The 26468-nt window shown below is 65.1% G+C and carries 19 protein-coding genes; 10 read left to right on the top strand and 9 right to left on the bottom strand.

Annotated features, from left to right (window positions below):
- Window positions 1-10: 10 nt before the first annotated feature.
- Entirely contained in the window at window positions 11-1246 is a 1236-nt protein-coding gene (locus tag L2Y96_RS15885) for an efflux RND transporter periplasmic adaptor subunit (RefSeq protein ID WP_247328122.1), read from the bottom strand.
- A complete protein-coding gene (locus tag L2Y96_RS15880; RefSeq protein ID WP_247328120.1) occupies window positions 1243-1899 on the bottom strand; it encodes a TetR/AcrR family transcriptional regulator in 657 nt (218 codons plus the stop codon). The genes L2Y96_RS15885 and L2Y96_RS15880 overlap by 4 nt, the downstream gene beginning before the upstream one ends.
- 267 nt (window positions 1900-2166) lie before the next feature.
- Here L2Y96_RS15880 and L2Y96_RS15875 point away from each other — a divergent pair, with 267 nt between their 5' ends.
- The 3 genes from L2Y96_RS15875 to L2Y96_RS15865 all read left to right on the top strand — a co-directional run bounded on the left by L2Y96_RS15875 (window position 2167) and on the right by L2Y96_RS15865 (window position 9111).
- Entirely contained in the window at window positions 2167-7092 is a 4926-nt protein-coding gene (locus L2Y96_RS15875; protein ID WP_247328118.1) for an NAD-glutamate dehydrogenase, read from the top strand.
- 223 nt (window positions 7093-7315) lie between these two features.
- Window positions 7316-8074, top strand: a complete 759-nt coding sequence (locus tag L2Y96_RS15870; RefSeq protein ID WP_247328116.1) for an NAD kinase — start codon at window positions 7316-7318, stop codon at window positions 8072-8074.
- Window positions 8075-8169: 95 nt separating this feature from the next.
- Complete coding sequence (locus L2Y96_RS15865) at window positions 8170-9111, top strand: 5'-nucleotidase (RefSeq protein ID WP_247328114.1); 942 nt, start codon at window positions 8170-8172, stop codon at window positions 9109-9111.
- 176 nt (window positions 9112-9287) lie between these two features.
- Here L2Y96_RS15865 and L2Y96_RS15860 read toward each other — a convergent pair whose 3' ends face one another.
- Window positions 9288-10163, bottom strand: a complete 876-nt coding sequence (locus L2Y96_RS15860) for a DMT family transporter (protein ID WP_247328111.1) — start codon at window positions 10161-10163, stop codon at window positions 9288-9290.
- 172 nt (window positions 10164-10335) lie between these two features.
- Between L2Y96_RS15860 and L2Y96_RS15855 the strand changes: the two genes are divergently transcribed.
- The 4 genes from L2Y96_RS15855 to L2Y96_RS15840 are packed head-to-tail and all read left to right on the top strand — an operon-like array spanning window position 10336 to window position 14985.
- Window positions 10336-11505: an acyl-CoA dehydrogenase family protein gene (locus L2Y96_RS15855; RefSeq protein WP_247328108.1), complete on the top strand. Its 1170-nt coding sequence runs from the start codon at window positions 10336-10338 to the stop codon at window positions 11503-11505.
- A gap of 10 nt (window positions 11506-11515) precedes the next feature.
- The gene (locus L2Y96_RS15850; RefSeq protein WP_247328105.1) at window positions 11516-12052 is read left to right on the top strand and encodes a GNAT family N-acetyltransferase; all 537 of its coding nucleotides are present in this window, start codon (window positions 11516-11518) and stop codon (window positions 12050-12052) included.
- A 47-nt stretch (window positions 12053-12099) separates the two neighbouring features.
- Window positions 12100-12702, top strand: a complete 603-nt coding sequence (locus L2Y96_RS15845) for a glutathione S-transferase family protein (RefSeq protein WP_247337078.1) — start codon at window positions 12100-12102, stop codon at window positions 12700-12702.
- 21 nt (window positions 12703-12723) lie between these two features.
- Entirely contained in the window at window positions 12724-14985 is a 2262-nt protein-coding gene (locus tag L2Y96_RS15840; RefSeq protein ID WP_247328103.1) for a thiamine pyrophosphate-dependent enzyme, read from the top strand.
- Window positions 14986-14995: 10 nt separating this feature from the next.
- On the opposite strand, the gene L2Y96_RS15835 is transcribed toward L2Y96_RS15840, so the two are convergent.
- The 6 genes from L2Y96_RS15835 to amaB all read right to left on the bottom strand — a co-directional run bounded on the left by L2Y96_RS15835 (window position 14996) and on the right by amaB (window position 23564).
- Window positions 14996-16717, bottom strand: coding sequence for a GGDEF domain-containing protein (locus L2Y96_RS15835; protein ID WP_247328100.1), 1722 nt, complete (start codon window positions 16715-16717; stop codon window positions 14996-14998).
- A gap of 153 nt (window positions 16718-16870) precedes the next feature.
- Window positions 16871-19039, bottom strand: coding sequence for a polyphosphate kinase 1 (gene ppk1, locus L2Y96_RS15830; RefSeq protein WP_247328098.1), 2169 nt, complete (start codon window positions 19037-19039; stop codon window positions 16871-16873).
- Between the two features lie 133 nt (window positions 19040-19172).
- Entirely contained in the window at window positions 19173-20192 is a 1020-nt protein-coding gene (gene murB / locus L2Y96_RS15825) for a UDP-N-acetylmuramate dehydrogenase (RefSeq protein ID WP_247337075.1), read from the bottom strand.
- A gap of 23 nt (window positions 20193-20215) precedes the next feature.
- Entirely contained in the window at window positions 20216-21244 is a 1029-nt protein-coding gene (locus tag L2Y96_RS15820; protein WP_247328095.1) for a quinone-dependent dihydroorotate dehydrogenase, read from the bottom strand.
- The gene (locus tag L2Y96_RS15815) at window positions 21244-22011 is read right to left on the bottom strand and encodes a class I SAM-dependent methyltransferase (protein WP_247328093.1); all 768 of its coding nucleotides are present in this window, start codon (window positions 22009-22011) and stop codon (window positions 21244-21246) included. Before L2Y96_RS15815 ends, L2Y96_RS15820 begins: the two co-directional genes overlap by 1 nt.
- A gap of 17 nt (window positions 22012-22028) precedes the next feature.
- A complete protein-coding gene (gene amaB / locus L2Y96_RS15810) occupies window positions 22029-23564 on the bottom strand; it encodes an L-piperidine-6-carboxylate dehydrogenase (RefSeq protein ID WP_247328091.1) in 1536 nt (511 codons plus the stop codon).
- A gap of 205 nt (window positions 23565-23769) precedes the next feature.
- Between amaB and L2Y96_RS15805 the strand changes: the two genes are divergently transcribed.
- From L2Y96_RS15805 to L2Y96_RS15795, 3 genes are all read left to right on the top strand, one after another.
- On the top strand, window positions 23770-24030 hold the full coding sequence (locus tag L2Y96_RS15805; RefSeq protein ID WP_247328089.1) for a DUF2188 domain-containing protein: 261 nt from the start codon (window positions 23770-23772) through the stop codon (window positions 24028-24030).
- 116 nt (window positions 24031-24146) lie between these two features.
- Entirely contained in the window at window positions 24147-25418 is a 1272-nt protein-coding gene (locus L2Y96_RS15800) for a nucleotide sugar dehydrogenase (RefSeq protein WP_247328087.1), read from the top strand.
- A gap of 36 nt (window positions 25419-25454) precedes the next feature.
- The gene (locus L2Y96_RS15795; RefSeq protein ID WP_247328085.1) at window positions 25455-26465 is read left to right on the top strand and encodes an NAD-dependent epimerase; all 1011 of its coding nucleotides are present in this window, start codon (window positions 25455-25457) and stop codon (window positions 26463-26465) included.
- The last annotated feature ends 3 nt before the right edge of the window (window positions 26466-26468 follow it).

The raw sequence follows: 26468 nt of genomic DNA, 5'->3' as shown, positions 1-26468 counted from the left end.
CGGAACTCCCTTACTGCTTGCCGGCAGGGGCGGCCGAAGCGCCCGCCTGTGCCGGTGCCGTGCCAGCGGCGGGCTGCGGTTGGGCAGGCTGCGCGTTGACCGGCGAGTTTTCCTTGGCCTTGGGCACGCCTTCGACAATGATCTTGTCGCCTGGCTGCAGGCCACCCGTCACCACCCAGTTCGAACCGCTGATGCGGTCGGTCTGGACGGGGCGGCGGATGGCGGCGGATTCCACCGTCTTCTCTTCGCCCGACTGCGGGTCCTTGACCTTGGCGGTGCCGACAGCCAGGACGTAGGCCGAGTTGGCATCGCGCAGCACGGCGGTCTGGGGCACCAGGAACACGTTGTGCAAGTTGCCCAGGGTGGCCTTCACGGTCACGTACTGGCCCGGCAGCAGGCGCTGGTTGTCGTTCGGCAGCAGCGCGCGCAGGTCGGTGGTGCCGGTCTGCGGGTTCACCGTGGCCGACGAGAAGTCGAGCTGGCCGGATTCGCCGAAGTCGGTGCCGTCCGGCAGCTGGATGCGGACCTTGGATTCATCCGTGGCCGACAGCGTGGCAGCGCCCTTGGCCGCGGCGTTACGCAGGGTATCCAGGTCGGACACCGACATGCTGAAGTTGATGTAGACCTTGTCCAGCTCATCCACCTGGGTAAGCAGGGTGGTATCGCTCTGGCCGACCAGGGCGCCTTCAGTGACCTGCTGCTTGCCGGCGCGGCCGCTGATCGGCGAGCGCACGTCGGTGAAGCCCAGGTTGATGCGGGCAGACTGCACGGCGGCTTCGGCCTGCTTCACGGCCGCGTTGGCGGTGCGCTCGCTGGCTTCGGCCGTGTCCAGGTCGGCACGGGAAACGTAGTTCTTGCCAATCAGGCCGCGGGCACGATCGGCCTGCGCCTTGTTGTTGACGGCCGTAGCCTTGGCCGAAGCCAGGTTCGCGACCTGGGCATCAAGCTCAGCCTGCAGCGGCGCCGGGTCAATCTTGAAGAGCGACTGGCCTTCCTTGACGTCCGTGCCTTCGTTGTACAGGCGCTTCAGCAGGATGCCGGGCACGCGGGCGCGCACATCGGCCGTGCGGAACGCCGAGACACGGCCGACCTGGTCCTGGACCAGGGGCACGTCCTGCGGCTGGACGGTGATGACACCCACCTGCGGCGGGGGCGGGGCCGGCGGAGCTTCCTGCTTGTGGCAGGCAGCAAGCGCGGCGACGAGGCCAGCGGCCAGCAGGGTGGTGCGCAGGGGCAGGGGTTTCATGAGAACTCCGTTCCTTTTCCAGGTTTCTTGTTCGTTCGTGTCCGGCCATCCGGGAGGATGTCGTACGCATGCATAAATACTGTTACCGCGTGCCGGGCCCAGTCGTCCTGTGCCTTTGGGCCTCTTGCACGCAAACCGAACAGGCGGCGATCCCCTTCCAGTCCATGCAACATGGACAGGAACAGTTCCGCAGCCGTGTCCGGGTCCTCCCGGCGCATCTCGCCGTTATCCATTGCCTCGGCCATGCAGCTTGAAAGCCTGGCAGCCACCGTTTCGATGGCGGTGCGGAAGAAAGTCCGCGCCGCCGCAGGGAAACGAGGCGCCTCGGCGATAAGCATGCGTCCGAGCGCTACATTCTCCTGGTCCATCACGTGGGTCTGGTGCGCTTGCGCCAGGGCCAGCAGCGTGGCGGATAATCCGCGGCGTTCCGGGCCGAGGCTCGCGTGCAGGGGGAGAACCAGTTGTTCGACCGCCGCGTGGAAAAGGTTGTCCTTGTTTTCGAAATGCGCGTACACCGTCTGCTTGGAGACCCCGGCCTCGCGGGCCACGGCACCCATGCTGACGCGGTAACCGTCGCGCAGGAACAGCGCACAGGCGGCCTGGAGCACCCGCTGCTGCCGGTCAGAGGCGGGGCGGTGATCCAGGTGCGACATACCTATACCTGCTGGACTATACCGTCCAGTTTAGAATCTCCCCCGCGCCAGCGTCAACGGTCATGACGCCCATTCGCACGCGAATTGTTGCGACGCACATGTCGTGCCAATCGGACCTGTGTACCAACTGTGTCTCCGGTTACCGATTAATTGCCGCGCTGCGGTGAAAATCACTTGAATCGCAAGCGTGGAATGGTGTGGCTCTATGACACGTACGAGAGCTATCCTCTTACGGTTTTCCCAACTTCCCCACATCGATATCCGCCCATGAATGCGATTCGCGCGGCCGAGAACGGCCCTTTCCAGACGCTCGTTTTCGATGAACTGAAGAAACTCGACTTTCCCGCTGAGCGCCTTAACGAGGCGCGCTTCTTTATTGAAGCCTTCTTTGAGCGCATGGCCCAGGCCGACCATGCCCTGCATACCGAAGCGCGCTGGGCCGCACTGATCGCCGACCTGCTCGGGTTCGCCCGTGAGCGCGCGCCCGGCAAGGCCAAGGTACGGGTGTACAACCCGGGCGTTTCGGGCACCCGTGCCGTGATCGAGGTGGTCACCGACGACATGCCGTTCCTCGTGGATACGGTCTCGATGGTGGCCGCGGCCCATGCCGATATCCACGCGATCATCCACCCGGTGGTACCGGTCACGCGCTCGGCCTCGGGTCAGCTCGAAGCCATGGGCGCGGGCGAGCACACCGAATCCATCATGCGTTTCGAGATCGATCGCATCGACGATACGGAGCTCGACACGGTCAAGGCCAACCTCGAGACGGCTCTGGCGGATGTCCGCGAAGCCGTGACCGACTGGAAGGCCATGCGCGCCAAGATGCAGGACGTTGCCGAGGACCTCGGCAAGCGTTCGCTCCCGTACACGGCTGAAGAAGTGCGCGAGGCCTCCGAGTTCCTGCGCTGGGTGGCCGATAACCACTTCACCTTCATGGGCTACCGCGAGTACGAAGTGGCCGCCGATGCCGGCGACGAAGTCCTTCGTACCGTCGAGGGTTCGGGCCTTGGCATCCTGCGTGGCGCCGAGCGCTCGCTGGCGCCACGCTCGCTGCGTACCCTGGTGGCCAGTGAGCTGCCGCGCTCGGGTTCCACCGATGCGATCATCCTGACCAAGACGAATGCCCGTTCGCCGATCCACCGCGCGGGCTACATGGATTACATCGGCGTCCTCAAATTCGACGCCAACGGCCGCCCGGTGGCCGAACAACGCTTCCTGGGCCTGTTCTCCTCGAACGCCTACATGGCGCACCCGCAGCAGGTGCCGCTGGTGCGCGAGAAGTGCGAGGCCGTGATGGCCCGCTCGGGCCTGAAGCGCGATTCGCACTCGGGCAAGGCCTTGCGCCACATTCTCGACACGTTGCCGCGTGAAGAGCTGTTCCAGTGCAGCACTGACGAGCTGTTCGCCCTGGCCACCGGCCTGCTCGAACTGGCCCAGCGTACCCGCACCCGCCTGTTCATCCGTCGCGACAGCTACGGCCGGTTCTTCTCCTGCCTGGTCTACATCCCGCGCGACCGCTTCAATACCAGCGTGCGCGAGCGCGTCGAGGGCGTGTTGCGCGAGGCCTTCCATGGCGAGCACGTGGACTCGGCCGTGCTCATGGGCGAGGCCGCGCTGGTCCGCCTGCATGTGGTCGTGCGTCCGCGCATCGGTGACCACCCGGTGTACGACGCTGCCGAGGTCGAGGCCAAGATCACCTCGATCGCCCGCAACTGGTACGACGAGCTTCGCGACCAGCTGATCGCCACCGCTGGTGAGCAGCAGGGGATCATCCTGGCGAACCGCTATGGCAAGGCGCTGCCCGCCGGCTATGTCGATGAAGTGTCCCCCGCCATTGCCGCGGCCGACGTGCGTGCGCTCGCCGGCCTGGATGGCCCGGATGCTATCAGCATGTCGTTCTACCACCCGCCGCATCGTCCGGAAGAGCTGCGCTTCAAGGTCTATCGTTCGGGCTCGGATATCGCGCTTTCCGAAGTGCTGCCGCAGCTCGAGAACCTGGGCCTGCGCGTGCTTACCGAGCACATGTACGAGGTGAAGCAGGGCGATGCCTCGTTGTACATCCAGGATTTCGAAGTGCAGCCGGTCGGCCGCCTCGCGTTCGATGTGTCGCAGGTCGGCAGCATCTTCGAGGACGCGTTCGAGCAGATCTGGCGCGGCAACGCCGAAAACGACGGCTTCAACCGCCTTGTGCTCGGTGCCAAGCTCAACTGGCGCCAGGTCGCCGTGCTACGCGGCTACTGCAAATACCTGCTGCAGACGGGCGTGGCGTTCTCCCAGGCGTACATGGAAGACGCGCTCAACCGTTACCCGGCCATCGCTGGCCTGATCATCGAGCTGTTCAACGTCCGCTTCGATCCACGCCGCGAAAGCATGGATGAGAAGGAGCGCGCGTATGCCGAAGGCATGCTCTCGCACGAGATGCACGCCCTGATCGATCAGGAAACCCTGGCTGCGCATCCGGCGCTGATCGGCAACCTGGTCGCCGCGCTTTCGCGTCCCCGCGATGAGCAGTTCACCGCGGTGGAAGAGGCGATCAACGCGCTGCTCGACAATGTCTCCAGCCTCGACGAAGACCGCATCCTGCGCAGCTTCATCGCGCTGGTGCACGCTACCCTGCGCACGAGCTTCTTCCAGGCATGGGACGGTGCGTTCCGCGCCTACGTGGCCTTCAAGTTCGATTCGCACAAGGTGCCCGACCTGGCCAAGCCGGTTCCGTTCCGCGAAATCTTCGTCTACGCCCCGCGCGTCGAAGGTATCCACCTGCGCTTCGGTTCGGTGGCACGCGGCGGCCTGCGCTGGTCCGATCGCCGCGAGGATTTCCGCACGGAAGTCCTTGGCCTGGTGAAGGCGCAGATGGTGAAGAACACCGTCATCGTGCCGGTCGGGTCGAAGGGCGGTTTCTTCGTGAAGCGCCCGCCGGTGGGTGGCGATCGCGACGCGCAGCTGGCCGAGGGCATCGCGTGCTACCGCATGTTCATCAACGGCCTGCTCGATATCACCGATAACCTCGTCGAAGGCAAGGTGGTGCCGCCGCACGACGTGGTTCGCCACGATAACGACGACCCGTACCTGGTGGTCGCGGCCGACAAGGGCACGGCGACGTTCTCGGATATCGCCAACGCCATTTCGACCGAGCACGGCTTCTGGCTGGACGACGCATTCGCGTCGGGCGGCTCGAACGGTTACGACCACAAGGGCATGGGTATCACGGCCAAGGGTGCCTGGGAGTCGGTCAAGCGCCACTTCCGCGCCATGGGCCGCGATAGCCAGACCCAGGATTTCACCACCGTGGGCGTGGGCGATATGTCGGGCGACGTGTTCGGCAACGGCATGCTGCTCTCCGAGCACATCCGCCTGCTGGCTGCGTTCGACCACCGCCACATCTTCCTCGATCCGAACCCGGATGCGGCGAAGAGCTTTGTCGAGCGCCAGCGCATGTTCGCCCTGCCGCGTTCCTCGTGGGATGACTACGACAAGTCGCTGATTTCGGCGGGTGGTGGCGTGTACCCGCGCAGCGCCAAGTCGATTCCGGTGTCGGCTGAAGCGAAGGCCGTGCTGGGCATTCGCTCGGAAGCCACGCACATGGCGCCGAACGACCTGCTCTCGGCCATCCTCAAGGCGCCGGTCGACCTGCTGTGGAACGGCGGTATCGGCACCTATGTGAAGGCGACCAGCGAAACGCATGCCGACGTGGGCGATCGCGCCAACAACGGCCTGCGCGTCAACGGCAATGAACTGCGCTGCAAGGTCATCGGCGAAGGCGGCAACCTGGGCATGACCCAGAAGGGCCGCATCGAGGCATCGCAGGCCGGCGTGCTGATGAACACCGACTTCATCGATAACTCCGCGGGCGTGGACACCTCCGATCACGAGGTGAACATCAAAATCCTGCTGAACGATGCCGTCCAGCGCGGTGAGCTGACGTTTGAAGGCCGCAACAAGCAGCTGGCCGAGATGACCGACGAAGTCGGCCGCCTGGTGCTGTGGGATAACTACCGCCAGAACCAGGCCATCACGCTGATGGAGCACCAGTCGGTCCGCCGTCTCGGTTCCATGGCGCACTTCATCACCACGCTTGAAGCCGAAGGCCTGCTTGATCGTGCCGTCGAGTCGCTGCCGACCCAGGCCGAGCTCAGCGAGCGCAAGGCGAAGGGGCAAGGCCTCACCCGTCCGGAACTGTCGGTACTGCTGTCCTACGACAAGATCCGCCTGTTCCAGCAGCTGCTGGAATCGGACGTGCCGGAAGATCCGTACCTGTCTCGCGAGCTGGTGCGCTATTTCCCGGTGCCGCTGCACGACAAGTACGCCGAGCACATGCAGCGCCATCGCCTGAAGCGCGAGATCATCGCCACCGCGGTGACCAACTCGACGATCAACCGCATGGGCGCCACCTTCATGATGCGCATGCAGGAAGATACGGGCCACGGTCCGGCGGCCATCGCCAAGGCATACACCGCTGCGCGTGAAATCCTGGATGCACGCGACCTGTGGGCCGAGCTGGAAGCCCTGGATAGCGATCCGCAGGTGGCCGAGGACACGCAGATCGATGCGATCCTGCAGATCTGGTCGCTGCTGCGCCACCTTACGCGCTGGCTGCTCAACCGTCCGGGCGGCTCGCTGGATATCGCCGCCAACGTCGACCGCTACGCGGCCGAGGTGACGACCCTGCGCAAGGCCCTGCCGGATGCGCTCACCGACACGGGCCGCGGCGACTTCGCCGCCAGCCAGGAGAAGTGGGAAGGCTTCGGTATCCCGACCGACCTGGCCGTACGCCTGGCGCGTGTCTCGGTGCTCCGTTCGGCGCTCGACATGGTCGAAGTGTCGAAGGCCAGCGGCAAGGATATCGCCACCGTCGCCAAGGTGTTCTACGAACTGGGCGAAGCGCTCGACCTCGAGTGGCTGCGCGGCCAGATCGAAGCCCTGCCGGTGGAAGGTGCATGGCATGCCCAGGCCCGCGGTTCGCTGCTGGACGAGCTCAATGCCCAGCATCGCGCCCTGGCGGTCCAGGTCCTGTCGATCGCGGGCGACCGCACCGACGTGAGCCCGGTGCAGGCCTGGCTGGAACGCGACGACGCGACGCTGAAGTACACCCGCAGCATGCTCGCCGAGATCCTTACCCAGAACGCGGACTACCCGATCGCCTCGGTCGCCGTCCGCCGCCTGGCCCAGCTGGCCCAGATCCCGGTGTGACAGGTTGGGCAGGTCATGTGGCCTGCCCAACCCTTGCGATGAAACACCGGCCCGCCGCCTAGGCGAGCCGTCACGTAGGAGCCCACCCTGTGGGCGACGCCTTTCGCGACACCACCACAGGCCCTGTGGCGTGATCGCGACAAGATGTCGCCCACAGGGTGGGCTCCTACAGTTTTTTGGGGGCGTGGGCTAAGCTCGGGGCTGGATCCCATAGCCCCCACTCATGCGCCTAGCCTTCGTTGCCAGTGAGACCGAAGTCGCCCAGCGCGCCCGCACGGCGCTTACCAAGCGTTACGGCGGCGTGGAACCCGGCGATGCCGAAATCATCGTTTCCCTTGGTGGCGATGGCTTCATGCTTCGCACCTTGCATGCCCACCGTACCCTCGGCATTCCCTTCTACGGGATGAAGCTCGGTCGGCTGGGCTTCCTCATGAACAAACACGAGATGGATAGCCTCGAGGAGCGCATCGAGCGTGCGCACCCGGCCGTCCTGCATCCGTTGGAAATGCACAGCATCTGCTGCGATGGTGTCGAGCACCGTGCGCTGGCGTTCAATGAATGCGCGCTGCTGCGCCAGAGCAACCAGGCCGCGCACCTCCAGGTCCGCCTGAACGGTGAAGTGAAGCTGGACGAACTGGTATGCGACGGCATCCTTGTCGCCACGCCGGCAGGCTCGACGGCCTACAACCTCTCCGCGCATGGCCCGATCCTGCCACTGGATGCCAACGTGCTGGCGCTCACGCCGATCAGCCCGTTCCGCCCGCGCCGCTGGCGTGGCGCCATCCTGCCGCATGCCACCAAGGTCGGTTTCGACACGAAAGACCCGAACAAGCGCCCGATCAGCGCCACGGCAGATTTCCACGAAGTGCGTGACGTCCGCACGGTAGACATCCGCCAATCCCGCCGCCACGCCGTGCGCCTCCTGTTCGACCCGGAACACAATCTCCAGCAACGCATCCTCGACGAACAATTCGCCGGCTGACCTGCCCTTGTAGGAGCGCGCTTGCGCGCGATCCCGCGCAAGCGCGCCCCCACAGACTGTTCTAGGATAAGCACACCCACCGCCTGGACCGCCCGATGAACGCCCCCGAGGACCTCCCGCCCACCAACGCCCACGACGAATCATCCGTGCGCGACAACCGCCTGGTGGTGGCCATCTCTTCGCGCGCGCTGTTCGACATGGGCAACAGCCACGAGCTGTTCGAACGCGAGGGCCTCGACGCCTACCGCGCGTTCCAGATCGAGCACGAAAACGAACTGCTCAAGCCTGGCGTGGCGTTCCCGCTCGTGCAGAAGCTGCTCGACCTGAACAAGCTATCCGGCGATGTCCCGGCGGTCGAGGTCATCCTTCTATCGCGCAACTCGGGTGATACCGGCCTGCGCATCTTTAACGCCATCCAGCATTACGGTCTGGGCATTTCGCGCGCCGCCTTCACCAGCGGCGCGCCCACGTCGGACTACATTGCCCCGTTCAAGGCCGATCTGTTCCTCTCCGCCAACGCGGAAGATGTGGGTCGGGCCCTGCGTGCCGGCGTCGCCGCCGCCACGATCCTGCCCTCCGTCGCCCCGCCGCGTTCCACCGAGCAGCTCCGCGTGGCCTTCGACGGTGATGCGGTGATCTTTGGTGACGAAGGCGAGCGCGTCTCCCGCGAGCAGGGTCTGGAAGCGTTCCACCAGAACGAGACCGAGATGTGGGCCGAACCGCTTTCCGGCGGCCCGTTCCGAGGCTTCCTATCGGCACTGCACCGTCTTCAGGCCGCGTTCCCCGCCGAGACCTCGCCCATCCGTACGGCGCTGGTCACCGCGCGCTCCGCTCCGGCGCACAAGCGCGTCATCCTGACCCTGCGCCGCTGGGGTGTCCGCATCGATGAGGCGCTCTTCCTCGGCGGCCGCGACAAAGGTCCGTTCCTCGACGCCTTCGGCGCCGACATCTTCTTCGACGACAGCCCCGCCAACGTCGAGTCCGCCCGCCGCGTGGTCGCCACCGGCCACGTCCCGCACGGCGTTAGTAATGCCTGAGGTTGAGAATCTCCGGATTTACCGCTCCCGGTAGGCTTTGCTAGGATTCACCCCAGACGCCAAAGCCGAATGGTTCAACCAGCGTCGCCTGCCACGATGTGGCTCTGCCCGGTGCGGACGTAAGAGGTTTTCGGACTACGGAGCCCCGCTATGCGGGGCTTTCGCTTTTCAGGCGCTCAGACGATGTTCGTCCACCGCCACCAATCGGTCTTTTTCTCTTCGCGCACGAAGGTGAAGAGGCCTGCGCCCAGGATCATCACGATACCGATCAGCATCGGCCAATCCAGATGATCGTGGAAGATCAGGTAGCCGAAGAGGATGGCCCATAGCATCTGGCTGTACTGCGTGGGCGCCACGCGATTCGCGGGCGCGTTCTGCGTTGCCAGCATCAACAGCACCGCGCCCGCCGCAGCGAACAGACCATAGCCCAGCACCAGGAACCACTGGTGCAGGTCAGGCCAGACGAAATGCGGCAGCATCATGATGAAGCCAGCGATCATCGGGCCGACGACGCCGGCCCCATAGAGCGTGATGCGCTTTTCGCTGGCGCCGGCCATGCGCAGCGCGATGATGGACAGCGCACCTGTGATGCCACAGATGATGGCCGCGACATGGCCCGTGCCCAGCTGGCGGAAGCCAGGCCGCAGCACGACCAGCACGCCGAGGAAGCCCACGACCACCGCTGACCAGCGCCGCCAGCCCACGTGCTCGCGCAGGAAGATCACCGACAGGATGGTGACGAAGATCGGCAGCAGGAAGATCAGGCAGAACGCTTCGGCCATGGGCAGGGCGGTGAAGGCCATCACCGCGGTGACGTTGCCGATGGCGCCGGCCATGGCGCGCAGCAGCCAAAGGCCCGGCAGCTTCGAGACCACCACCTCGCTCCAGCGGTCCCCGGGCTTCTTGAGAAAGGGCAGGGCGGCCAGGGCCAGCACGGCGCCAAAGAACACCGCCTCGTACGGAGGCAGGCTGCCTTCCAGCGACTTCACGAAGGCATCGCTCCACGCGTAGGCGGCGTAGCAGGCGAAACCGAGGATGACACCCTTGAACATGGGGGAGGGCCTGTGGCGGGGAGCGGGGTCATTATGTAATCGATTACCTCCGGGTACACCCTTCGCGGGCGCATGGTGCGGGGGCTGCGGGGTTTGTTGCGGGCCGCCATGACCCGGTCTTCACGCAGGTCTACAATCAGGGGCTTTCCGGCAGCCGCTTACGAGTCCCCGCATGGCCCATCGTCTCGACCCGCTTGATCTGTACGACGTCCGCTCGCTGCTCACCGAAGAGGAGCGCATGGTCCAGGATGCCGTTGGCCGTTTTGTCGATGAAAAGGTGCTGCCGATCATCGGCGATGCCTTCGACCAGGCCCGCTTCCCGGCCGAGCTGGTGCCGGAAATCGCGTCGCTGGGCCTCTTGGGCGCCACGCTGCCTGAGGAATACGGCTGCGCCGGCATGAACGGCGTGAGCTACGGCCTGATCTGCCAGGAGCTCGAGCGCGGCGATTCGGGCCTGCGCAGCTTCGCCTCGGTGCAGAGCTCGCTGTGCATGTACCCGATCTACGCCTACGGCTCGGAAGAGCAGAAGCGCGAATACCTGCCGCGCATGGCCGCGGGCGAGGTCATTGGCTGCTTCGGCCTTACCGAGCCGCACGGCGGCTCGGACCCGGCCAATATGAAGACCGTGGCCCGCAAGGACGGCGGCGACTGGGTGATCAACGGCGCCAAGATGTGGATCACCAACGGCAACCTCGCGCATATCGCCATCGTGTGGGCGCAGACTGAAGACGGGATCCAGGGCTTTATCGTGCCGACCGATACCAAGGGCTTCGCGGCACAGGAAGTGCACAAGAAGATGAGCCTGCGCGCCTCGGTAACCTCCGCGCTGTTCTTCGACGATGTCCGCGTGCCCGATAGCGCCCGCCTGCCGAACGTGAAGGGCCTGAAGGGCCCGCTGGGCTGCCTTACCCAAGCCCGCTACGGCATCACCTGGGGCCCGATCGGTGCCGCGCAGGCTTGCCTGAAGGAAGTGCTGGACTACTCGGCACAGCGCATCCTGTTCGGCCGCCCGCTCGCCGCGAACCAGGCCGTGCAGCTGAAGATGGCCGATATGGCCCGCCGTATCACCTCGGCGCAGTTGCTCTCGCTGCAACTGGGCCGCCTGAAGGACGCTGGCCGCATGCAGCCCACCCAGGTCTCGCTGGCCAAGTGGAACAACGTGCGCATGGCGCTGGATATCGCCCGCGAATGCCGCGACATCCTCGGCGGTGCGGGTATCACCACCGAACATTCGGCGATCCGCCACGCGCTGAACCTGGAATCGGTCATCACCTACGAAGGCACGGAGACCGTGCACCAGCTGGTGGTCGGCCGCGAGCTCACCGGCATCAACGCGTTCTGATCCCGGCGCCATGCAGGGTCCGCGCATTGAAACCGACCGGCTGATCCTGAGGCCCACCGCGGCGGAAGATTTCGACGCGTGGGCTGCGTGCATGGCCGACCCGGAAGTGAACCGCTTCATCGGCGGCGCGCAGCCGCGCGCCATCGCCTGGCGCAACTTCATGACCATGGCCGGGTCCTGGAGCATCCTCGGCTTCGGCATGTTTTCGGTGATCGAACGCGCCACCGGGCGCTGGGTGGGGCGGCTCGGGCCGTGGGAGCCCGAGGGCTGGCCTGGACACGAGATTGGCTGGGGCCTGGTCCGCGATACCTGGGGCAAGGGCTACGCCACCGAGGGCGCGGCCGCTTCCATGGACTGGGCGTTCGAGCATCTGGGCTGGACTGAAGTCGTTCACTCCATCAATGCCGATAATCTCGCGTCGATCGGCGTGGCGAAAAAACTGGGTTCCCGCCTGCTGGGCCCTGGAATACTGCCTGCGCCATTCGAAGGCGATGTCGTCGACCTGTGGGGCCAGTCGCGCGAGCAGTGGCTCGCCCGGCGCCGCTGATTCAATCACCCGATACGGAGCCGCCCGTGACCCAAAGCACCGCCGTCATGCCCACCGTTTACGGCCTGCGTACGTCGGGCAATTGCTACAAGGTCCAGCTGCTCCTCGACCTGCTGGGGCGGCCTTACCGCTGGGTCGATACTGACAGCGCTGCGGGAGCGACCCGCACGCCCGCCTTCCTGGCGCTGAACCCCAACGGCAAGGTGCCGCTGCTGGTACTGGAGGATGGCCGCCGCCTCGCTGAATCCAACGCCATCCTTTGCTACCTCGCCGAAGGATCTCCGTACGTACCGGCCGATCCCTGGGAGCGTGCACGCACGCTGCAGTGGCTGTTCTTCGAACAGTACAGCCACGAGCCCTGCATCGCCGTGGCCCGTTTCGTTCGCCGCTGGCTGTCGCCCACCGATGCGCGCCAGGCCGAAGTGCCGGCGCTGCTCGAGCGGGGCGCGCGAGCGCTCGATGTGATGGAAGACCATCTCGCCCGCGAACTGTTCTTCAGCGGTGGCGTGTTCGGCATCGCCGACATCGCGCTGTTCGCCTATACGCATTGCGCCGCCGATGGCGGCTTCGATCTTTCCCGCTGGCCGCAGATCGGTGCCTGGCTGGAGCGCGTGCGCGCCCAGGCCGGTTTCTCACCGATGGCCGCCTGATCCCCCTTAGCAGAGCTCGCCATGTCCGTCCCGCATACCATCGCTGCCCGCCACAAGGGCTTCAACCGCGCCGAGATCGTCGACCAGAACTTCGTTGAGTTCGTGCAGTTCTGGCGGGGTGACGTCGCCCGCCCGCCGCGTGATGACGAGCCCGTGCTGCCCGGCAGCGCACTCGATGCGAAGGGCTTTCGTGAGCTGCTCGAATCGCAGCTGATCAGCCGCCACCTCGACCTGATGGCGCGCGTGCTTCGCGTGCAGAATAAAGTCTTCTACACCATCGGCTCCTCCGGTCACGAAGGTAACGCGATGGTGGCCCGCGCGACGCGGCATACCGACCCCGCTTTCCTGCACTACCGCAGCGGTGGTTTCATGGCCGAGCGCTTCCGTAAGCTGCCCGGCATGGACCCGGTGATGGATTCCGCGCTGTCGTTCGCCGCGAGCAGCGAAGACCCCGCATCGGGTGGTCGCCATAAGGTATGGGGCAGCAAGCCGTTGTGGGTGCTGCCGCAGACCTCGACCATCGCCTCGCACCTGCCGAAGGCGCTCGGCACCGCCATCGCGATCGAACAGGGCAAGCGCATCCGCCACACCCTGCCCATTCCCGATGATTCGATCACGCTGTGCTCGTTTGGCGATGCCTCTTCGAACCACGCCACGGCGCAGACCGCATTCAACGCGGCGGCGTGGACGGCCTACCAGAAGCTTCCCGCGCCGGTGCTCTTCATCTGCGAAGACAACGGTATCGGCATCTCGGTGAAGACGCCAAGCGGGTGGGTCGCCAGCAATTTCGAACGACGCTCCAACCTCGATTACTTCTACGCCGATGGCCTCGACCTCGCGGGCGGCTATGCGGGCGTGCAGCGCGCGGTGGAGCATTGCCGTACCACGCGCCGCCCGACGTTCCTGCACCTGAACACGACGCGTGTGATGGGCCATGCAGGTACCGATTTCGAGATCGAATGGCGTTCGGTGGAAGAACTGGTCGCGCTCGAAGCGACGGACCCGTTGCTTCGGAGCGCCACGATCGCGCTGGCCTCGGGGCTGTACGATCGCGAAAGCTTGCTCGGTTTGTACGATCGCATTCGTGCCCGTTGTTTCGAGGCGGCGGAAGAAGCCGATCGGCGCCCCAAGATCACCAGCCTCGAGCACGTCATGAAACCGCTGGCGCCGTACACCCCGGATGCGGTGCGCGCGGAAGCGTCGCGCGTGGCCGATGCGGCGGAGCGTGATCGCGTGTTTGGCGGTGCCGAAAAGCTGCCCGAGAAGCAGCCCCCGCGCCACCTGGCCATCCAGATCGGCCAGGCGCTGCACGACCTGATGGCGAAGTATCCGGAGAGCTTGCTGTTCGGTGAGGACGTGGCGCAGAAGGGCGGCGTGTACACGGTGACGAAGGGCCTGCACAAAGCCTTCCGCAATACGCGCGTGTTCAATACGCTGCTGGATGAAACGATGATCCTGGGCCTTGCCCAGGGCTACGCCAACATGGGCATGTTGCCGCTGCCCGAGATCCAGTACCTCGCGTATTTCCACAATGCTTGCGACCAGATCCGCGGTGAAGCTGCATCCCTGCAGTTCTTCTCGAACGATCAGTATCGCAACCCGATGCTGATGCGCGTGGCATCGCTCGGTTACCAGCGTGGTTTCGGCGGCCATTTCCACAACGACAATTCGATCACCGCGCTTCGCGATATCCCGGGCCTTGTGGTGGGCTGCCCCAGCCGTGGCGATGACGCGGCGACCATGTTGCGCACGCTCGCGGCGCTGGCGAAGGTGGATGGGCGCGTCACGGCCTTCCTCGAGCCGATCGCTTTGTACATGACCAAGGATCTTTACGAGGCCGGTGACGGCCAGTGGCAATTTGCCTATCCGGCACCCAGCGAGGCGATGGCGCTGGGCGAGGGTCGCGTATACAACGAAGACGCCGATGACCTGGTGATCTTCAGCTTCGGCAACGGTGTGCCCATGAGCCTGCGCGCCGCCCGTCGCATTGAAGCCGAGCGTGGGTGGAAGGTGCGCGTGGTGGATCTGCGCTGGCTGGTGCCGCTCAACGATGCGTTTATCGCTGAGCAGGCGAAAGGCGCGAAGCGCATCATCGTGGTCGATGAAGGCCGCAAGAGCGCCGGCGTAGGCGAGGGCGTCATCACGGCCATCGTGGAGGCCGGACTCGGCGCCACGCCGCTTCATCGCGTCGTCGGCGCGGATACGTTCACGCCGCTCGCGGGTGCTGCGTTCCTGGTGCTCCCCGGCGATGACGACATCGTCGCCGCAGCGGCCCACCTGTAGGAGCGCGCTCCTACGGGGTGGTCGAGACTTTGGTGCGCACCAGGACCGGGCCCGTCGGTCCTGAGCACACGACCCGGTTACGGCCACCGAGTTTCGCGGCATACATCGCCTGGTCGGCGCGCTCGATAAGCGACTGCACTGTATCCGCCGGGGTGCGCATGGCGATCCCGATGGACACCGTCAGCGGCTCGTGGTTGCCCACGTGCACGTCCAGCCGGCTGACGCGGCGGCACAGGCGCGTCGCGATCTGCACGGCGTTTTCGCGCTCCGCACCGCGCAGCAGGGCTACGAACTCTTCGCCGCCATAGCGCCCGAGCAGATCGTTTGGGCGGAGTTCGTGGCGGAGGGCGCCGGCCACCGCGACCAATGCGCGGTCACCGGCCGCGTGGCCATGACGGTCGTTCAACGCCTTGAAGTGGTCGAGGTCGAGGAACAGCAACGCCACCGGACGCCCCATGCCTTCTTCGAGCGCCGCAAGGCTGGCCTCGGTCCATGCTCGCCGGTTCAGCACGCCAGTGAGCGGGTCGGCGTCGGCCAGCTGGCGTGCCTTGTCGCGATCATGACGGATCGTCAGTGCGCGATCGGAGAGGCCGATGGAAAGCACGATCGCCTCGAACGCGCCCAGGGCGATCGCGGCATCGGGCAACCACGGCGCACTGGTGAACATTCCCTGCAGCTGCGCGCCGCAGGCGGCGGTAAGCAGTAGGAGGGGCGTCCAGCCGACCAGGAAGAACCAGGCGTGGCGCGAGCCGCGGGCGGCCGCGATGGCGCCCGCGACGAGGAGGAGCAGGGCCCCCAGCAGCAGTAGCGGCTGCAGCAAAAGCTGCGCGGTGTTGGCCAGGAGTGCGAGGCCCGTCATCTGGCAGACGGCGATCATCGGCATACCGACGGCGAACGCCAGCACCGGCACACGCAGGAGCGGTACGTAATCGTTCACCTTGCAGAAGCGCAGCATGAAGAGCGCCGCGAACGACACGGAAAGGGCCGTCGCCGTGGTACCCAGCGAATCCCCCGCGCCCGCCAGCGCCTGAAGTTCGAGGGGATGGAAAATGAAACCCGTCCGCACACCCTGGATAAGGGCATAGCAGACCAGGTACGCGGCATACCAACCGAAGGTCATATCACGCAGGATGAGCGTGAAACACAAGGCCATGAGCGCCATCGTGAGCATGATCGCGAAGCAGGCAGTAGCGAAAACCAGCCAGGTCGCGTCGTCACGGAGGTAATCGGACCAACTGTCCACGCTGAACGTGACGGCCCCCGGCGGTTGGACCGTGGGTTCGAACTTAAGCAGCAAGGGATGGGATGCCGGGACGGTCGCCGGTATGGCGAACATCAGCCGCCCGTGGCCGTGCAGGGGCGGACCGAAATCATCGAGCGATGTGGTCGCCTTCATGCCCTGGCCGTAGTAGAGCGTGACCTTGCCCGCACCCGGCGTGTGGATGCTGAGGACCCGTTCGCCGCCGCTCCACGGAGGCAGCGGGCGGAGAATCACCCAGGTTCCGGCTTCGCCCGTCCGGAATATCCGCATGCGCGACGGTTCGAAGGCGGGCAGGGCCGCAGTCCAGGCCTCGTCCAACACCTTGGCGGGGTCGTCCGAGGGGTGTGCCTCGCGATAGTTGCCCGTCAGCGCAGTATCCGCGTGGGCAAGGCTGGTACACGCGAAGAAGACACAGCAAGCCACCGCCTGGAACAGGCGGACGATCCATGCGCGCTGCGCCTGCTCGACCATGTCCGAATCCTGCAAAGACACCGCTGCGCGCCTGTGGCGCGCGGCCCGGATCCGATGCGATCAGAAGAAAGCGCCGTCTCCCCTCAACAGCGCCTTTATTGTGCACTGCTGCCGAAAGGGTGTCTTCTCTGCCGTTTGTGCTAGGTGAAACCCCTAGGGCCGGGCCTTCGGCGCGGCGGCCAGGCCGGCATAACGCTCCAGCAACTGGGCCTGGACATCACGCACGGGCGCTCCTGCCGCCGGCTGTACCAAGGCATAGGTGCCGTCCGCCTGCTGCAGCCAGGCCGAATGGTTGTCGGCCAGGTACAGGTCCAGTTCCTTGCGGACCCGCTGGGTCAATTTCTTGCCTTCGATCGGGAAGCAGGTCTCGACGCGGCGGTCGAGGTTGCGTTCCATCATGTCGGCGCTGGCGAGGTAGAGGTCGGGGTCGCCATCGTTGTGGAACCAGTAGACGCGGCTGTGCTCCAGGAACCGCCCCACCACCGAGCGCACGCGGATATTGTCGGAAACGCCCGGGACGCCGCCACGCAGGCAGCACATGCCGCGCACGATCAGGTCGATCTTCACGCCGGCCTGGCTGGCGCGGTAGAGCGCCCGGATCATCTTCGGATCGGTGACGGCGTTGAGCTTGCAGACAATCTCGGCTTTCTTGCCCGCCGCCGCATGCGCGGCCTCGCGGCCGATCAGCTCGATCAGGGTCTTCTTCAGCGTGAACGGCGCATACAGCATGCGCTTCATCTTCAGCGCCTTGCCCATGCCTGTCAGCAGGCGGAACAGCTTGTGCACGTCGTCGCACAGGGCTTCATCGGAGGTGAGCAGGCTGTAATCGGTGTACAGGCGTGCATTGCCCGAGTGGTAGTTACCCGTGCCCAGATGCGCATAGCTCACCAGCTTGCCGTTCTCGCGGCGCTGCACATAGGCGAGCTTGGCGTGGGTCTTCACGCCGACGACGCCATACGTAACCACCGCACCCGCCTGTTGCAGGCGCGAGGCAAGGCTGAGGTTCGATTCCTCATCGAACCGTGCACGAAGCTCGACCACGGCCGTGACTTCCTTGCCGGCGCGGGCGGCTTCCACCAGCGCGTCCACGATTTCGGAGTTGGCGCCGCTGCGATAGAGGGTTTGCTTGATCGTGAGGACCTGCGGATCCTTCGCGGCCTGGCGCAGGAAATCGACCACCGGCGAGAACGATTCGAACGGGTGGTACAGAAGGATGTCCTGTTTGCCGATCACCGAGAACATGTCTTCGGCATCAGCCAGCGCCTTGGGCAGTGCCGGCACGAACGGCGGGTACTGCAGCCGCGCGTACTCCGGCTTCAGGGTCATCTCGAACAGGCGGGCCAGGTTCACCGGGCCGTTCACTTCGTACAGTGAATCGGCATCCAGCGAGTATTGCTTCAGCAGGTAGTCGACCAGCGGCTTCGGGCAATTGTCGGCCACCTCGAGGCGCACCGCATCGCCGTAACGACGGGAGAACAGCTCACCGCGCAGTGTGCGCGCAAGGTCTTCCACGTCTTCGGGATCGATCGAGAGATCGGCGTTACGGGTCAGGCGGAACTGATACGAGCCAAGCACGCGCATGCCGGGGAACAGGTCGTCCGCGTGCGCATGGATGATGGACGAGAGCAGGACGTAGTTATCGCCGTCTTCGCAGACATCGGGCGGCAGCCGGATGATGCGCGGCAGGATACGCGGCGCCGGCACGATGGCGAGGCCCGAATCGCGGCCGAACGCATCGGTGCCTTCCAGCTGCACGATGAAGTTGAGGCTCTTGTTCACCAGACGAGGGAACGGGTGCGTTGGGTCCAGACCGATCGGCGTGATCAGCGGAGCCACTTCATGCCTGAAGTAGCGGCGCACCCACAGCTTCTGCTTCGCCGACCACTGGTTTCGGCGCACGATGCGGATGCCCTGCTCGTCGAGCGCGGGGAGAATTTTCTCATTGAGGATCGCGTACTGCCGCTCAATCTGGCGGTGCGCGATCTCAGAAATTTCGGCAAGTACGCGACGCGGCGGAATGCCGTCGGCGCCGATGACTTCGTGATCGAACGCGATCTGCTGCTTGAGCCCAGCGACGCGGATCTCGAAGAACTCATCCATGTTGGACGAGAAGATGAGCAGGAATTTCAGCCGCTCGATCAGGGGCTTGGTTTCATCCAGTGCCTGGTCGAGCACGCGGATGTTGAACTGCAGCTGCGAAAGCTCGCGGTGGATATACAGCGACGGATCGTTCAGGTCGATGGCCGGCGCTTCGGCCTGCGGGGCGGGGGCTTTCGTGCCCGTGGCTTTCACAGGGGCAGTGGCATCGGTGGCGGTCGTCATCGTGTCCAAACGTCAGTCCTCGTCGCGGCTCGCGACGTCCCCGATGGTACGCCGCCCGGGGAGGTTATGACCGTGCTTTGACATAGTCATGACACCGTGGCCGGAGCCCCTGTAGGAGCGCGCTCCTACAGGGTCAGACGATGAGCGGCTCGGGTTCGAGGGTGATCCCGAATTTTGCGTGGACCCCGGCGATGACCTTCTGGGCGAAGGCCCAGAGTTGCGGCCCCGTGGCCTTGCCATGGTTCACAAGGACCAGGGCGTGTCGGTTGGACATGCCTGCATCGCCCTCTCGCTCGCCCTTGAAGCCCGCGGCTTCGATGAGCCAGCCGGCCGAGATCTTCGCCGTGCCACCGGCGTGGGGCCATACCGGGAGCCCGGGATGGGCGAGGGCAAGCGCATCGGCCTGGCCCTGCCCGACGACGGGATTCTTGAAGAAGCTGCCTGCGTTGCCGATGACGGCTGGGTCGGGCAGCTTGCGCGAGCGCAGGCGCACGACGGCTTCCGCGACGTGGTACGGGGTGGGCCGCGTGATGCCCATCTTTTCCACTTCCTCGCGGATGCCGGCGTAGTCGAGCGACAGCGGTCGCTCGCGTGGCAGGGCGAACGTCACCGCCACGACGATCCAGCGGCCCGCCTGTTGCTTGAAGCTGGAGTCACGATACGAGAACGCGCAGGCAGCCTTGTCGAGCACGACGAATTCGCCCGCATGCGTGTCGTACGCTTCCACGGTATCGATGAATTCGGCCACTTCGACGCCGTACGCGCCGATGTTCTGGATGGGCGCAGCGCCTACGGTGCCCGGGATCAGGATGAGATTTTCCAGGCCGGCATAGCCCTGGCCCAGCGACCAGCGGACGAAATCATCCCAGCGCTCGCCCGCGGCGACACGGATCAGCACCCGGTCATCGCGCTGGAAGGTTTCCACGCCCGCATTGGCCATGGCCAGCACGGTGCCTTCAACATCGCCTTTGATCAGCATGTTACTGCCCTCGCCGAGGACGAGCACCTTGCCGCTCTTCACGGCCGGGAAGGCGAGGATTTCCGGGATCTTCAGCGGGTCGCGGATTTCGACGAGCAGCGCTGCACGCGCATCCACGCGCAAGGTGTTGCGGTTGCCGAGCGGGGCGTGCGACGTGAGGGTAAAGCCGCCCATGTCGACGGGCGCGTTGTTCAGGGTCATGCGAGGATCCCACGGCGGCGGATTTCCGCGACCGCTTCGTTGATCAGTTGGGGGCCGCGATAGACGAGGCCGGAATAGACCTGCACGAGCGACGCACCGGCTTCCATCTTGGTGGCGGCATCGTCGCCTTCCAGGATACCGCCGACGCCGATGATCGGCAGGCGCTTGCCGACGCGCCTGGCCATGCCACGCAGGACCGCCGTGGACTTCTCGAACACGGGCCTGCCTGACAGACCACCGGTTTCGTTGGCGAAGCGGTGGCCCGCCACGAGGTCGCGGTCGATCGTAGTGTTGGTGCAGATGACGCCATCAATACCAGAGGCCAACAGCACCTCGGCGATGGCATCGAGTTCCGTTTCGGTAAGGTCCGGCGCGATCTTCAGCAGCATGGGCTTGCGCTGGCCGTGCTGGCCGGCCAGACGTTCCTGCGCGTCGCGCAGGGTGCCAATGAAACGGCGCAGGGTTTCTTCTTCCTGCAGGTCGCGCAGGCCCTGTGTATTGGGCGAGGAAATGTTCACAGTGATGTAGCTGGCGAGCGGGTACGCACGTTCCAGGCACAAGAGGTAATCGTCGATCGCGCGGTCGTTCGGCGTGTCCTTGTTCTTGCCGATGTTGATGCCCAGCACGCCGCGGAAGCTGGCCTTTTCGACATTGCGGACCAGGGCATCGATGCCGCCGTTGTTGAAGCCCAGGCGGTTGATGACTGCCTCGTGCTCGGGCAGGCGGAACATGCGCGGCTTATCGTTGCCAGGCTGCGGCCGGGGCGTGACCGTACCGATTTCAACGAAACCGAATCCGAGCGCAGCGAGGCCATCGAGGTGCTCGCCGTTCTTGTCGAGGCCCGCTGCAAGACCCACCGGGTTGGGGAAAGTGATGCCGAAGACATTGACCGGCAAGTCAGCGGGCGGCTTGTTTACGAAGCCGGACAAGCCGCTGCGCTGCGCGACATCGGCGGCATACAAGGTGAGGCCGTGCGCCGTCTCGGCGTCCAGCATGAAGAGCAACGGTCGGATCAGGTCGTACATCAGGCGTCCGGGCGGCCCGCGAACACGCGGGTATCGAAGTCGTAATCGACCGTGCCGCCGTCCTGCGTCGCGTCGAACAGCGAGCGAAGGGCGGCCAACAACGGCTCGTGGTTGGGGTGCCCTGGCTTGGGCGCGTACGAGGACGACATGAGCCGTCCCTTCAGCGCGTCGAAATCAAGCTTCTGGCCATGCGGGAAGGATGCCATGCCGCGGTAGCCATGGCCGAACCAGCGCGCCATGGCGTCGTCATCGGCATAGCGTTCGGTGACGCTGACGTAGTCCACGCCGTACTCGTGCATGAGCCGTTCGAACCCCTCGAGGAAGGGCGTTCCGATGAGCCGCCGCGTATTCCAGAAGATGGCGACCAGGCCACGCGGCGAAACAATGCGGCCGAACTCGGCGCGCACCCGATCTTTGTCGAACCAATGGAACGCCTGGCCAGACGTGACCAGATCGACCGAAGCGTCGACGAGGCCGGTGGCCTCGGCGGTGCCATCGATAGCACGGAAGCGTTCTTCGCCGCCGAGCCATCGGGTGGCCGCCTCGCGCATGGCGGCATTGGGTTCCACGGCGGTGACGCGGTGCCCGGCATCGAGAAAGAGCTTGCTCGAAATGCCGGTGCCCGCGCCGATATCCGCCACGGCCCAGTCGTGTTTCACGCCCAGGCCGTGTAGCCAGTCGACCAGCGCCTGCGGATAATCCGGCCGGTATCGGACATAGTCCTCGACGCGGTCGGAGAAGCGTTCCGTGGAGCGCAGGTCGGCCATGGCGTTTCCTTCTGGGCTTAGAACTCGAACTTGATGCCCTGGGCCAGCGGCAGCGCGTCGGAGTAGTTGATCGTGTTGGTCTGCCGGCGCATGTACACCTTCCAGGCATCCGAGCCCGATTCGCGACCGCCGCCGGTTTCCTTCTCACCGCCGAACGCGCCACCGATTTCAGCGCCCGAGGTGCCGATGTTCACGTTGGCGATGCCGCAATCCGAGCCAGCCGCCGAGAGATACTGTTCCGCAGCCTTCAAATCCTGCGTGAAGATAGCCGAGGACAGGCCCTGGGGCACAGCATTCTGCATGGCGATGGCCTCGTCGAGGGTATCGAAGGACATCACGTAGAGGATCGGGGCGAAGGTCTCGGTCTGGACGACCTCGTCGGTGTTCTTGAGCCCGGTGACGATGGTCGGCTGGACGAAGTTGCCCTTGCGGTCGGCAAGCGCCTTGCCACCGGTGCGGACGGTGCCGCCCGTGGCCTTCGCCTTATCGACGGCCGCCTCGAAGGCCTTCACGGCTTCGGGGCTGTTCAGCGGGCCCATGAGGGTGGTCGCCAGGGTCGGGTCGCCGATCTTCTGCTCCACCTGGCCGTAGGCCTTCACCAGCGTCTCGACCACGGCGTCGTGGATGGAGGCGTGGACGATAAGGCGACGGGTGGTGGTGCAGCGCTGGCCGGCGGTACCGACGGCGCCGAAGACGATGGCCGGGATGGCGAGCTTCAGGTCGGCGGACTTGTCGAGGATGATGGCGTTATTGCCGCCTAGCTCCAGCAGGCTGCGACCCATGCGGCGCGACACGCGCTCGCCCACCATACGGCCCACCTTGGTCGAGCCGGTGAAGCTGATCAGCGGGATGCGCTTGTCGTCCACGAAGGTTTCAGCCAGCGCGGTGCCGGCATCGTTGAACAGGAAGAAGATATCCGGGAAGCCGCCTTCCTTGAGGGCTTCGTTACAGATCTTCATGGTGGCGATGGCTGAGAGCGGGGTCTTCGGCGAGGGCTTCCACAGGCAGATATCGCCGCAGATGGCCGCCAGGAAGGCGTTCCAGGCCCACACGGCCACCGGGAAGTTGAAGGCGCTGACGATGCCGACCAGGCCAACCGGGTGCCACTGCTCGTACATGCGGTGGCCCGGGCGCTCGGAGTGCATGGTGTAGCCGTAGAGCATGCGGCTCTGGCCCACCGCGAAGTCGGCGATATCGATCATCTCCTGCACTTCGCCATCACCCTCCGGCTTGATCTTGCCCATTTCCAGGGCGACCAGGGAGCCAAGGGCGTCCTTGTGCTTGCGCAGGGCTTCGCCGCAGAGGCGCACGGCTTCACCGCGGCGGGGGGCCGGGGTGGTGCGCCAGATGGCAAAGGCTTCCTGGGCGCGCTTAACGATCGTCTCGTAGTCCGCCGCGCTCGTGGCGTTCACCGTGGCGATGACCTCGCCCGTGGCGGGGTTGGTCGGCGACAGCGTGCCGGCATCCGTCGTGGCGGCCCATTCGCCGCGGCCGAGGTAGGTACCGGACTCGGTGGCGTTCAGGCCGAGCGCTTGGAGGATCTTGGCGGACATGATGGCTCCTTTGACGAGGTGCGGACACGGCGTCCGCGCCCCATGTGAAAACCGGGATTCTAGCAAACGACCCCTTCACACCCTGTTGTGCGGCGCGGGACGGATGTGGGCGGAGCGTGGAGGCCGCACGAACCTGCGCCTACCGTGCGATGACGCTCGCAACGTCATGCTTTGGCTGTGTTTATCAATCGGCCGGAGTCCTGCCATGACGCGTGTTTATGAGGTGCCCTATGCCCCTGAGGACGACCTGGGCTGGCCCGTGCGGGTGGATGGGCGGATCGTCGCCCGCTGCGACTCGCGTGTCGCCGCCCTTGCGGCCGCCCTGAACAGGGCGGCCGCCGAGGGTGGTAACGCCACGATCGGGATCGAGGGCGCGGATGGGGTGTGGCGCCCGTTTGGCAGCGATGCGAAGCGGCCGGCCCGGGTGCCGACCTTGCCCGCACGGCGCCTCTCCGTTGCCGGCTAGAGGGACGGCACAGTGGTGCGCGGGCCATGTCCTGCGGCAACTGACACGGTCGTAAAGCGCGGGATGAGCGGGTAATCTGGCGCCCTTTGACCCAAGCTGCGGGGCCGGGCGTGCCAATGAACAATGTAAGGATCGCCGTCGTCGGGTTGGGCTATGTGGGCCTGCCCCTCGCGGTGGAGTTCGGGAAGATCCTGCCCACACTGGGCTACGACATCGACGCCGGCAGGATTGCCGCCCTGCGCGAAGGCCACGACCATACCCAGGAGACCTCCGCAGACGAGATCCGCGCTGCCATCCAGCTTCAGGTGACGTCCGACCTGGCCGCGATCGCTTCGGCGACCGTCTATATCGTGACGGTGCCTACGCCGGTCGATGAACACAAACGGCCCGATTTCGGCCCGCTGGTGCGGGCGAGCGAAGCCATCGGCTCGGTCCTGAAGCGCGGCGATGTCGTTATCTACGAGTCGACGGTCTACCCGGGCGCGACCGAAGAAATCTGTGTCCCAGCGCTCGAACGCACGTCGGGGTTCGCTTTCAACGTGGACTTCCACGTGGGCTACAGCCCGGAACGCATTAACCCCGGTGACCGCGAGCGCCGTCTTACGACGATCCCGAAGATCACCTCGGGTTCAACGCCCGAGACCGCGGATTTCGTAGATGCGTTGTACCAGCGGATTATCCGCGCGGGTACGCACAAGGCGCCGTCGCTGAAGGTCGCGGAAGCTGCCAAGGTCATCGAGAACACGCAGCGCGATGCGAACATCGCACTGATCAATGAATTTGCCCTGATTTTCCACCGCCTGGGCATCGACACCACCGACGTGCTCGCCGCAGCGGGCACCAAGTGGAACTTCCTGCCGTTCAAGCCTGGCCTGGTGGGCGGTCATTGCATCGGGGTGGATCCGTACTACCTCATCCAGAAGGCGCAATCGGTCGGCTACTTCCCCGACATCCTCCTGGCGTGCCGCCGTATCAACGATGCCATGGGCAGCCATGTGGCCAGCGAGGTGATCAAGCTGATGATCGGGAAAGGCCATGCCATCCGCGGCAGCCGCATCCTGGTCATGGGTCTCACCTTCAAGGAAAACTGCCCCGACCTGCGCAACACCCGCGTGGTCGATCTCGTCCGCGAGTTCGAGGGCTACAGCGCAAGCGTTGATGTGTACGACCCGTGGGCAAATGCCGGGGAGTGCATAGCCGAATACGGTTTGCCAATCCTCTCTGACGCACCGGCTGCGGGGCAGTACGACGCGATCGTCGTGGCCGTCGCCCATGACCAGTTCCGCCAGATGGGCGGGGAGGGCATCCGGGCCCTCGCCAACGGTCGCGCGGTGGTCTATGACATCAAAGGCATATTACCTAAGGAAGCCGTCGACGGACGGCTGTGATGTTAAGGTAAGCACCTGATTCCAAGGCGTCGACTTATGAAAGTACTCGTCACGGGAACCGCCGGTTTTATCGGCTCCCATGTCGCGATGAAGCTGCTCGAGCGCGGTGACCATGTCATCGGCTTGGACAGCATGAGCGATTATTACGATGTCACGCTCAAACAGGCGCGCCTGGATCGGTTTCGCGATCATCCCAACTACACCCATGTACAGGGCGACCTGGCCGATCGTGAGCTCGTAGAGAATGTGTTCTCCGGGCACAAGCCCGATCGGGTCGTGCACCTGGCGGCCCAGGCGGGTGTTCGCTATGCCGCGCAGAACCCGCACGTATACGTGTCGAGCAACGTCACGGGCTTCCTGCACATACTTGAAGGCTGCCGCCACCACGGCGTGCAGCACCTCGTGTTCGCTTCCACCAGCTCGGTGTACGGTGCCAACCGGGACATGCCGTTCTCCGAGCATAAGTCGACCGAGCATCCGCTCACGTTGTACGCGGCGACGAAGAAAGCCAACGAGCAGATGGCGCACAGTTATGCGCATCTCTACGGTATTCCCTGCACCGGCCTGCGCTTCTTTACCGTCTATGGCCCGTGGGGCCGACCGGACATGGCGTTGTTCCTATTCACGAAGAACATCATCGAAGGTAAGCCCATCGATGTGTTCAATCATGGCCACCACAAGCGAAGCTTTACGTACATCGATGACATCGTCGAAGGCGTGGTGCTGGCGCTCGACACCCCGGCGAAGCGCGATGAGGCCTGGGATGCCATGGCGCCGGATCCGGCGACGAGTGGGGTAGGGCCTTATCGGATCTTCAACATCGGCAACGAGCACCCGGTCGAACTGCTCACCTACATCAAAACGCTCGAAAAGTGCCTGGGGCGCGATGCGGTCATGAACCTGCTACCGCTGCAGGCCGGGGACGTCCCTGACACCGAGGCGGACGTGACCGACCTGCGCGAGCAGCTCGGTTACCGGCCGAAGGTGCCGGTGTCCGAAGGCGTTGCGAATTTCGTGGCGTGGTACCGCGCGTACTACCGGGTCTGACGG

It is taken from the genome of Luteibacter aegosomaticola (assembly GCF_023078475.1).
GTDB classification, from domain to species: domain Bacteria; phylum Pseudomonadota; class Gammaproteobacteria; order Xanthomonadales; family Rhodanobacteraceae; genus Luteibacter; species Luteibacter aegosomaticola.
This window is presented reverse-complemented; position numbering and strand designations above follow the sequence as displayed.

What these genes read in the sequence shown, in the direction of transcription:
- L2Y96_RS15800 (WP_247328087.1), top strand. Translation starts at nt 24,147, where the DNA reads ATGAACAATGTAAGGATCGCCGTCGTCGGGTTGGGCTATGTGGGCCTG.
- amaB (WP_247328091.1), bottom strand. Translation starts at nt 23,564, where the DNA reads ATGTCCGCCAAGATCCTCCAAGCGCTCGGCCTGAACGCCACCGAGTCC.
- L2Y96_RS15885 (WP_247328122.1), bottom strand. Translation starts at nt 1,246, where the DNA reads ATGAAACCCCTGCCCCTGCGCACCACCCTGCTGGCCGCTGGCCTCGTC.
- L2Y96_RS15865 (WP_247328114.1), top strand. Translation starts at nt 8,170, where the DNA reads ATGAACGCCCCCGAGGACCTCCCGCCCACCAACGCCCACGACGAATCA.
- L2Y96_RS15835 (WP_247328100.1), bottom strand. Translation starts at nt 16,717, where the DNA reads ATGGTCGAGCAGGCGCAGCGCGCATGGATCGTCCGCCTGTTCCAGGCG.
- L2Y96_RS15855 (WP_247328108.1), top strand. Translation starts at nt 10,336, where the DNA reads ATGGCCCATCGTCTCGACCCGCTTGATCTGTACGACGTCCGCTCGCTG.
- L2Y96_RS15840 (WP_247328103.1), top strand. Translation starts at nt 12,724, where the DNA reads ATGTCCGTCCCGCATACCATCGCTGCCCGCCACAAGGGCTTCAACCGC.
- L2Y96_RS15870 (WP_247328116.1), top strand. Translation starts at nt 7,316, where the DNA reads ATGCGCCTAGCCTTCGTTGCCAGTGAGACCGAAGTCGCCCAGCGCGCC.
- L2Y96_RS15795 (WP_247328085.1), top strand. Translation starts at nt 25,455, where the DNA reads ATGAAAGTACTCGTCACGGGAACCGCCGGTTTTATCGGCTCCCATGTC.
- L2Y96_RS15880 (WP_247328120.1), bottom strand. Translation starts at nt 1,899, where the DNA reads ATGTCGCACCTGGATCACCGCCCCGCCTCTGACCGGCAGCAGCGGGTG.
- L2Y96_RS15820 (WP_247328095.1), bottom strand. Translation starts at nt 21,244, where the DNA reads ATGTACGACCTGATCCGACCGTTGCTCTTCATGCTGGACGCCGAGACG.
- L2Y96_RS15805 (WP_247328089.1), top strand. Translation starts at nt 23,770, where the DNA reads ATGACGCGTGTTTATGAGGTGCCCTATGCCCCTGAGGACGACCTGGGC.
- L2Y96_RS15850 (WP_247328105.1), top strand. Translation starts at nt 11,516, where the DNA reads ATGCAGGGTCCGCGCATTGAAACCGACCGGCTGATCCTGAGGCCCACC.
- L2Y96_RS15860 (WP_247328111.1), bottom strand. Translation starts at nt 10,163, where the DNA reads ATGTTCAAGGGTGTCATCCTCGGTTTCGCCTGCTACGCCGCCTACGCG.
- L2Y96_RS15815 (WP_247328093.1), bottom strand. Translation starts at nt 22,011, where the DNA reads ATGGCCGACCTGCGCTCCACGGAACGCTTCTCCGACCGCGTCGAGGAC.
- L2Y96_RS15845 (WP_247337078.1), top strand. Translation starts at nt 12,100, where the DNA reads ATGCCCACCGTTTACGGCCTGCGTACGTCGGGCAATTGCTACAAGGTC.
- L2Y96_RS15875 (WP_247328118.1), top strand. Translation starts at nt 2,167, where the DNA reads ATGAATGCGATTCGCGCGGCCGAGAACGGCCCTTTCCAGACGCTCGTT.
- ppk1 (WP_247328098.1), bottom strand. Translation starts at nt 19,039, where the DNA reads ATGACGACCGCCACCGATGCCACTGCCCCTGTGAAAGCCACGGGCACG.
- murB (WP_247337075.1), bottom strand. Translation starts at nt 20,192, where the DNA reads ATGGGCGGCTTTACCCTCACGTCGCACGCCCCGCTCGGCAACCGCAAC.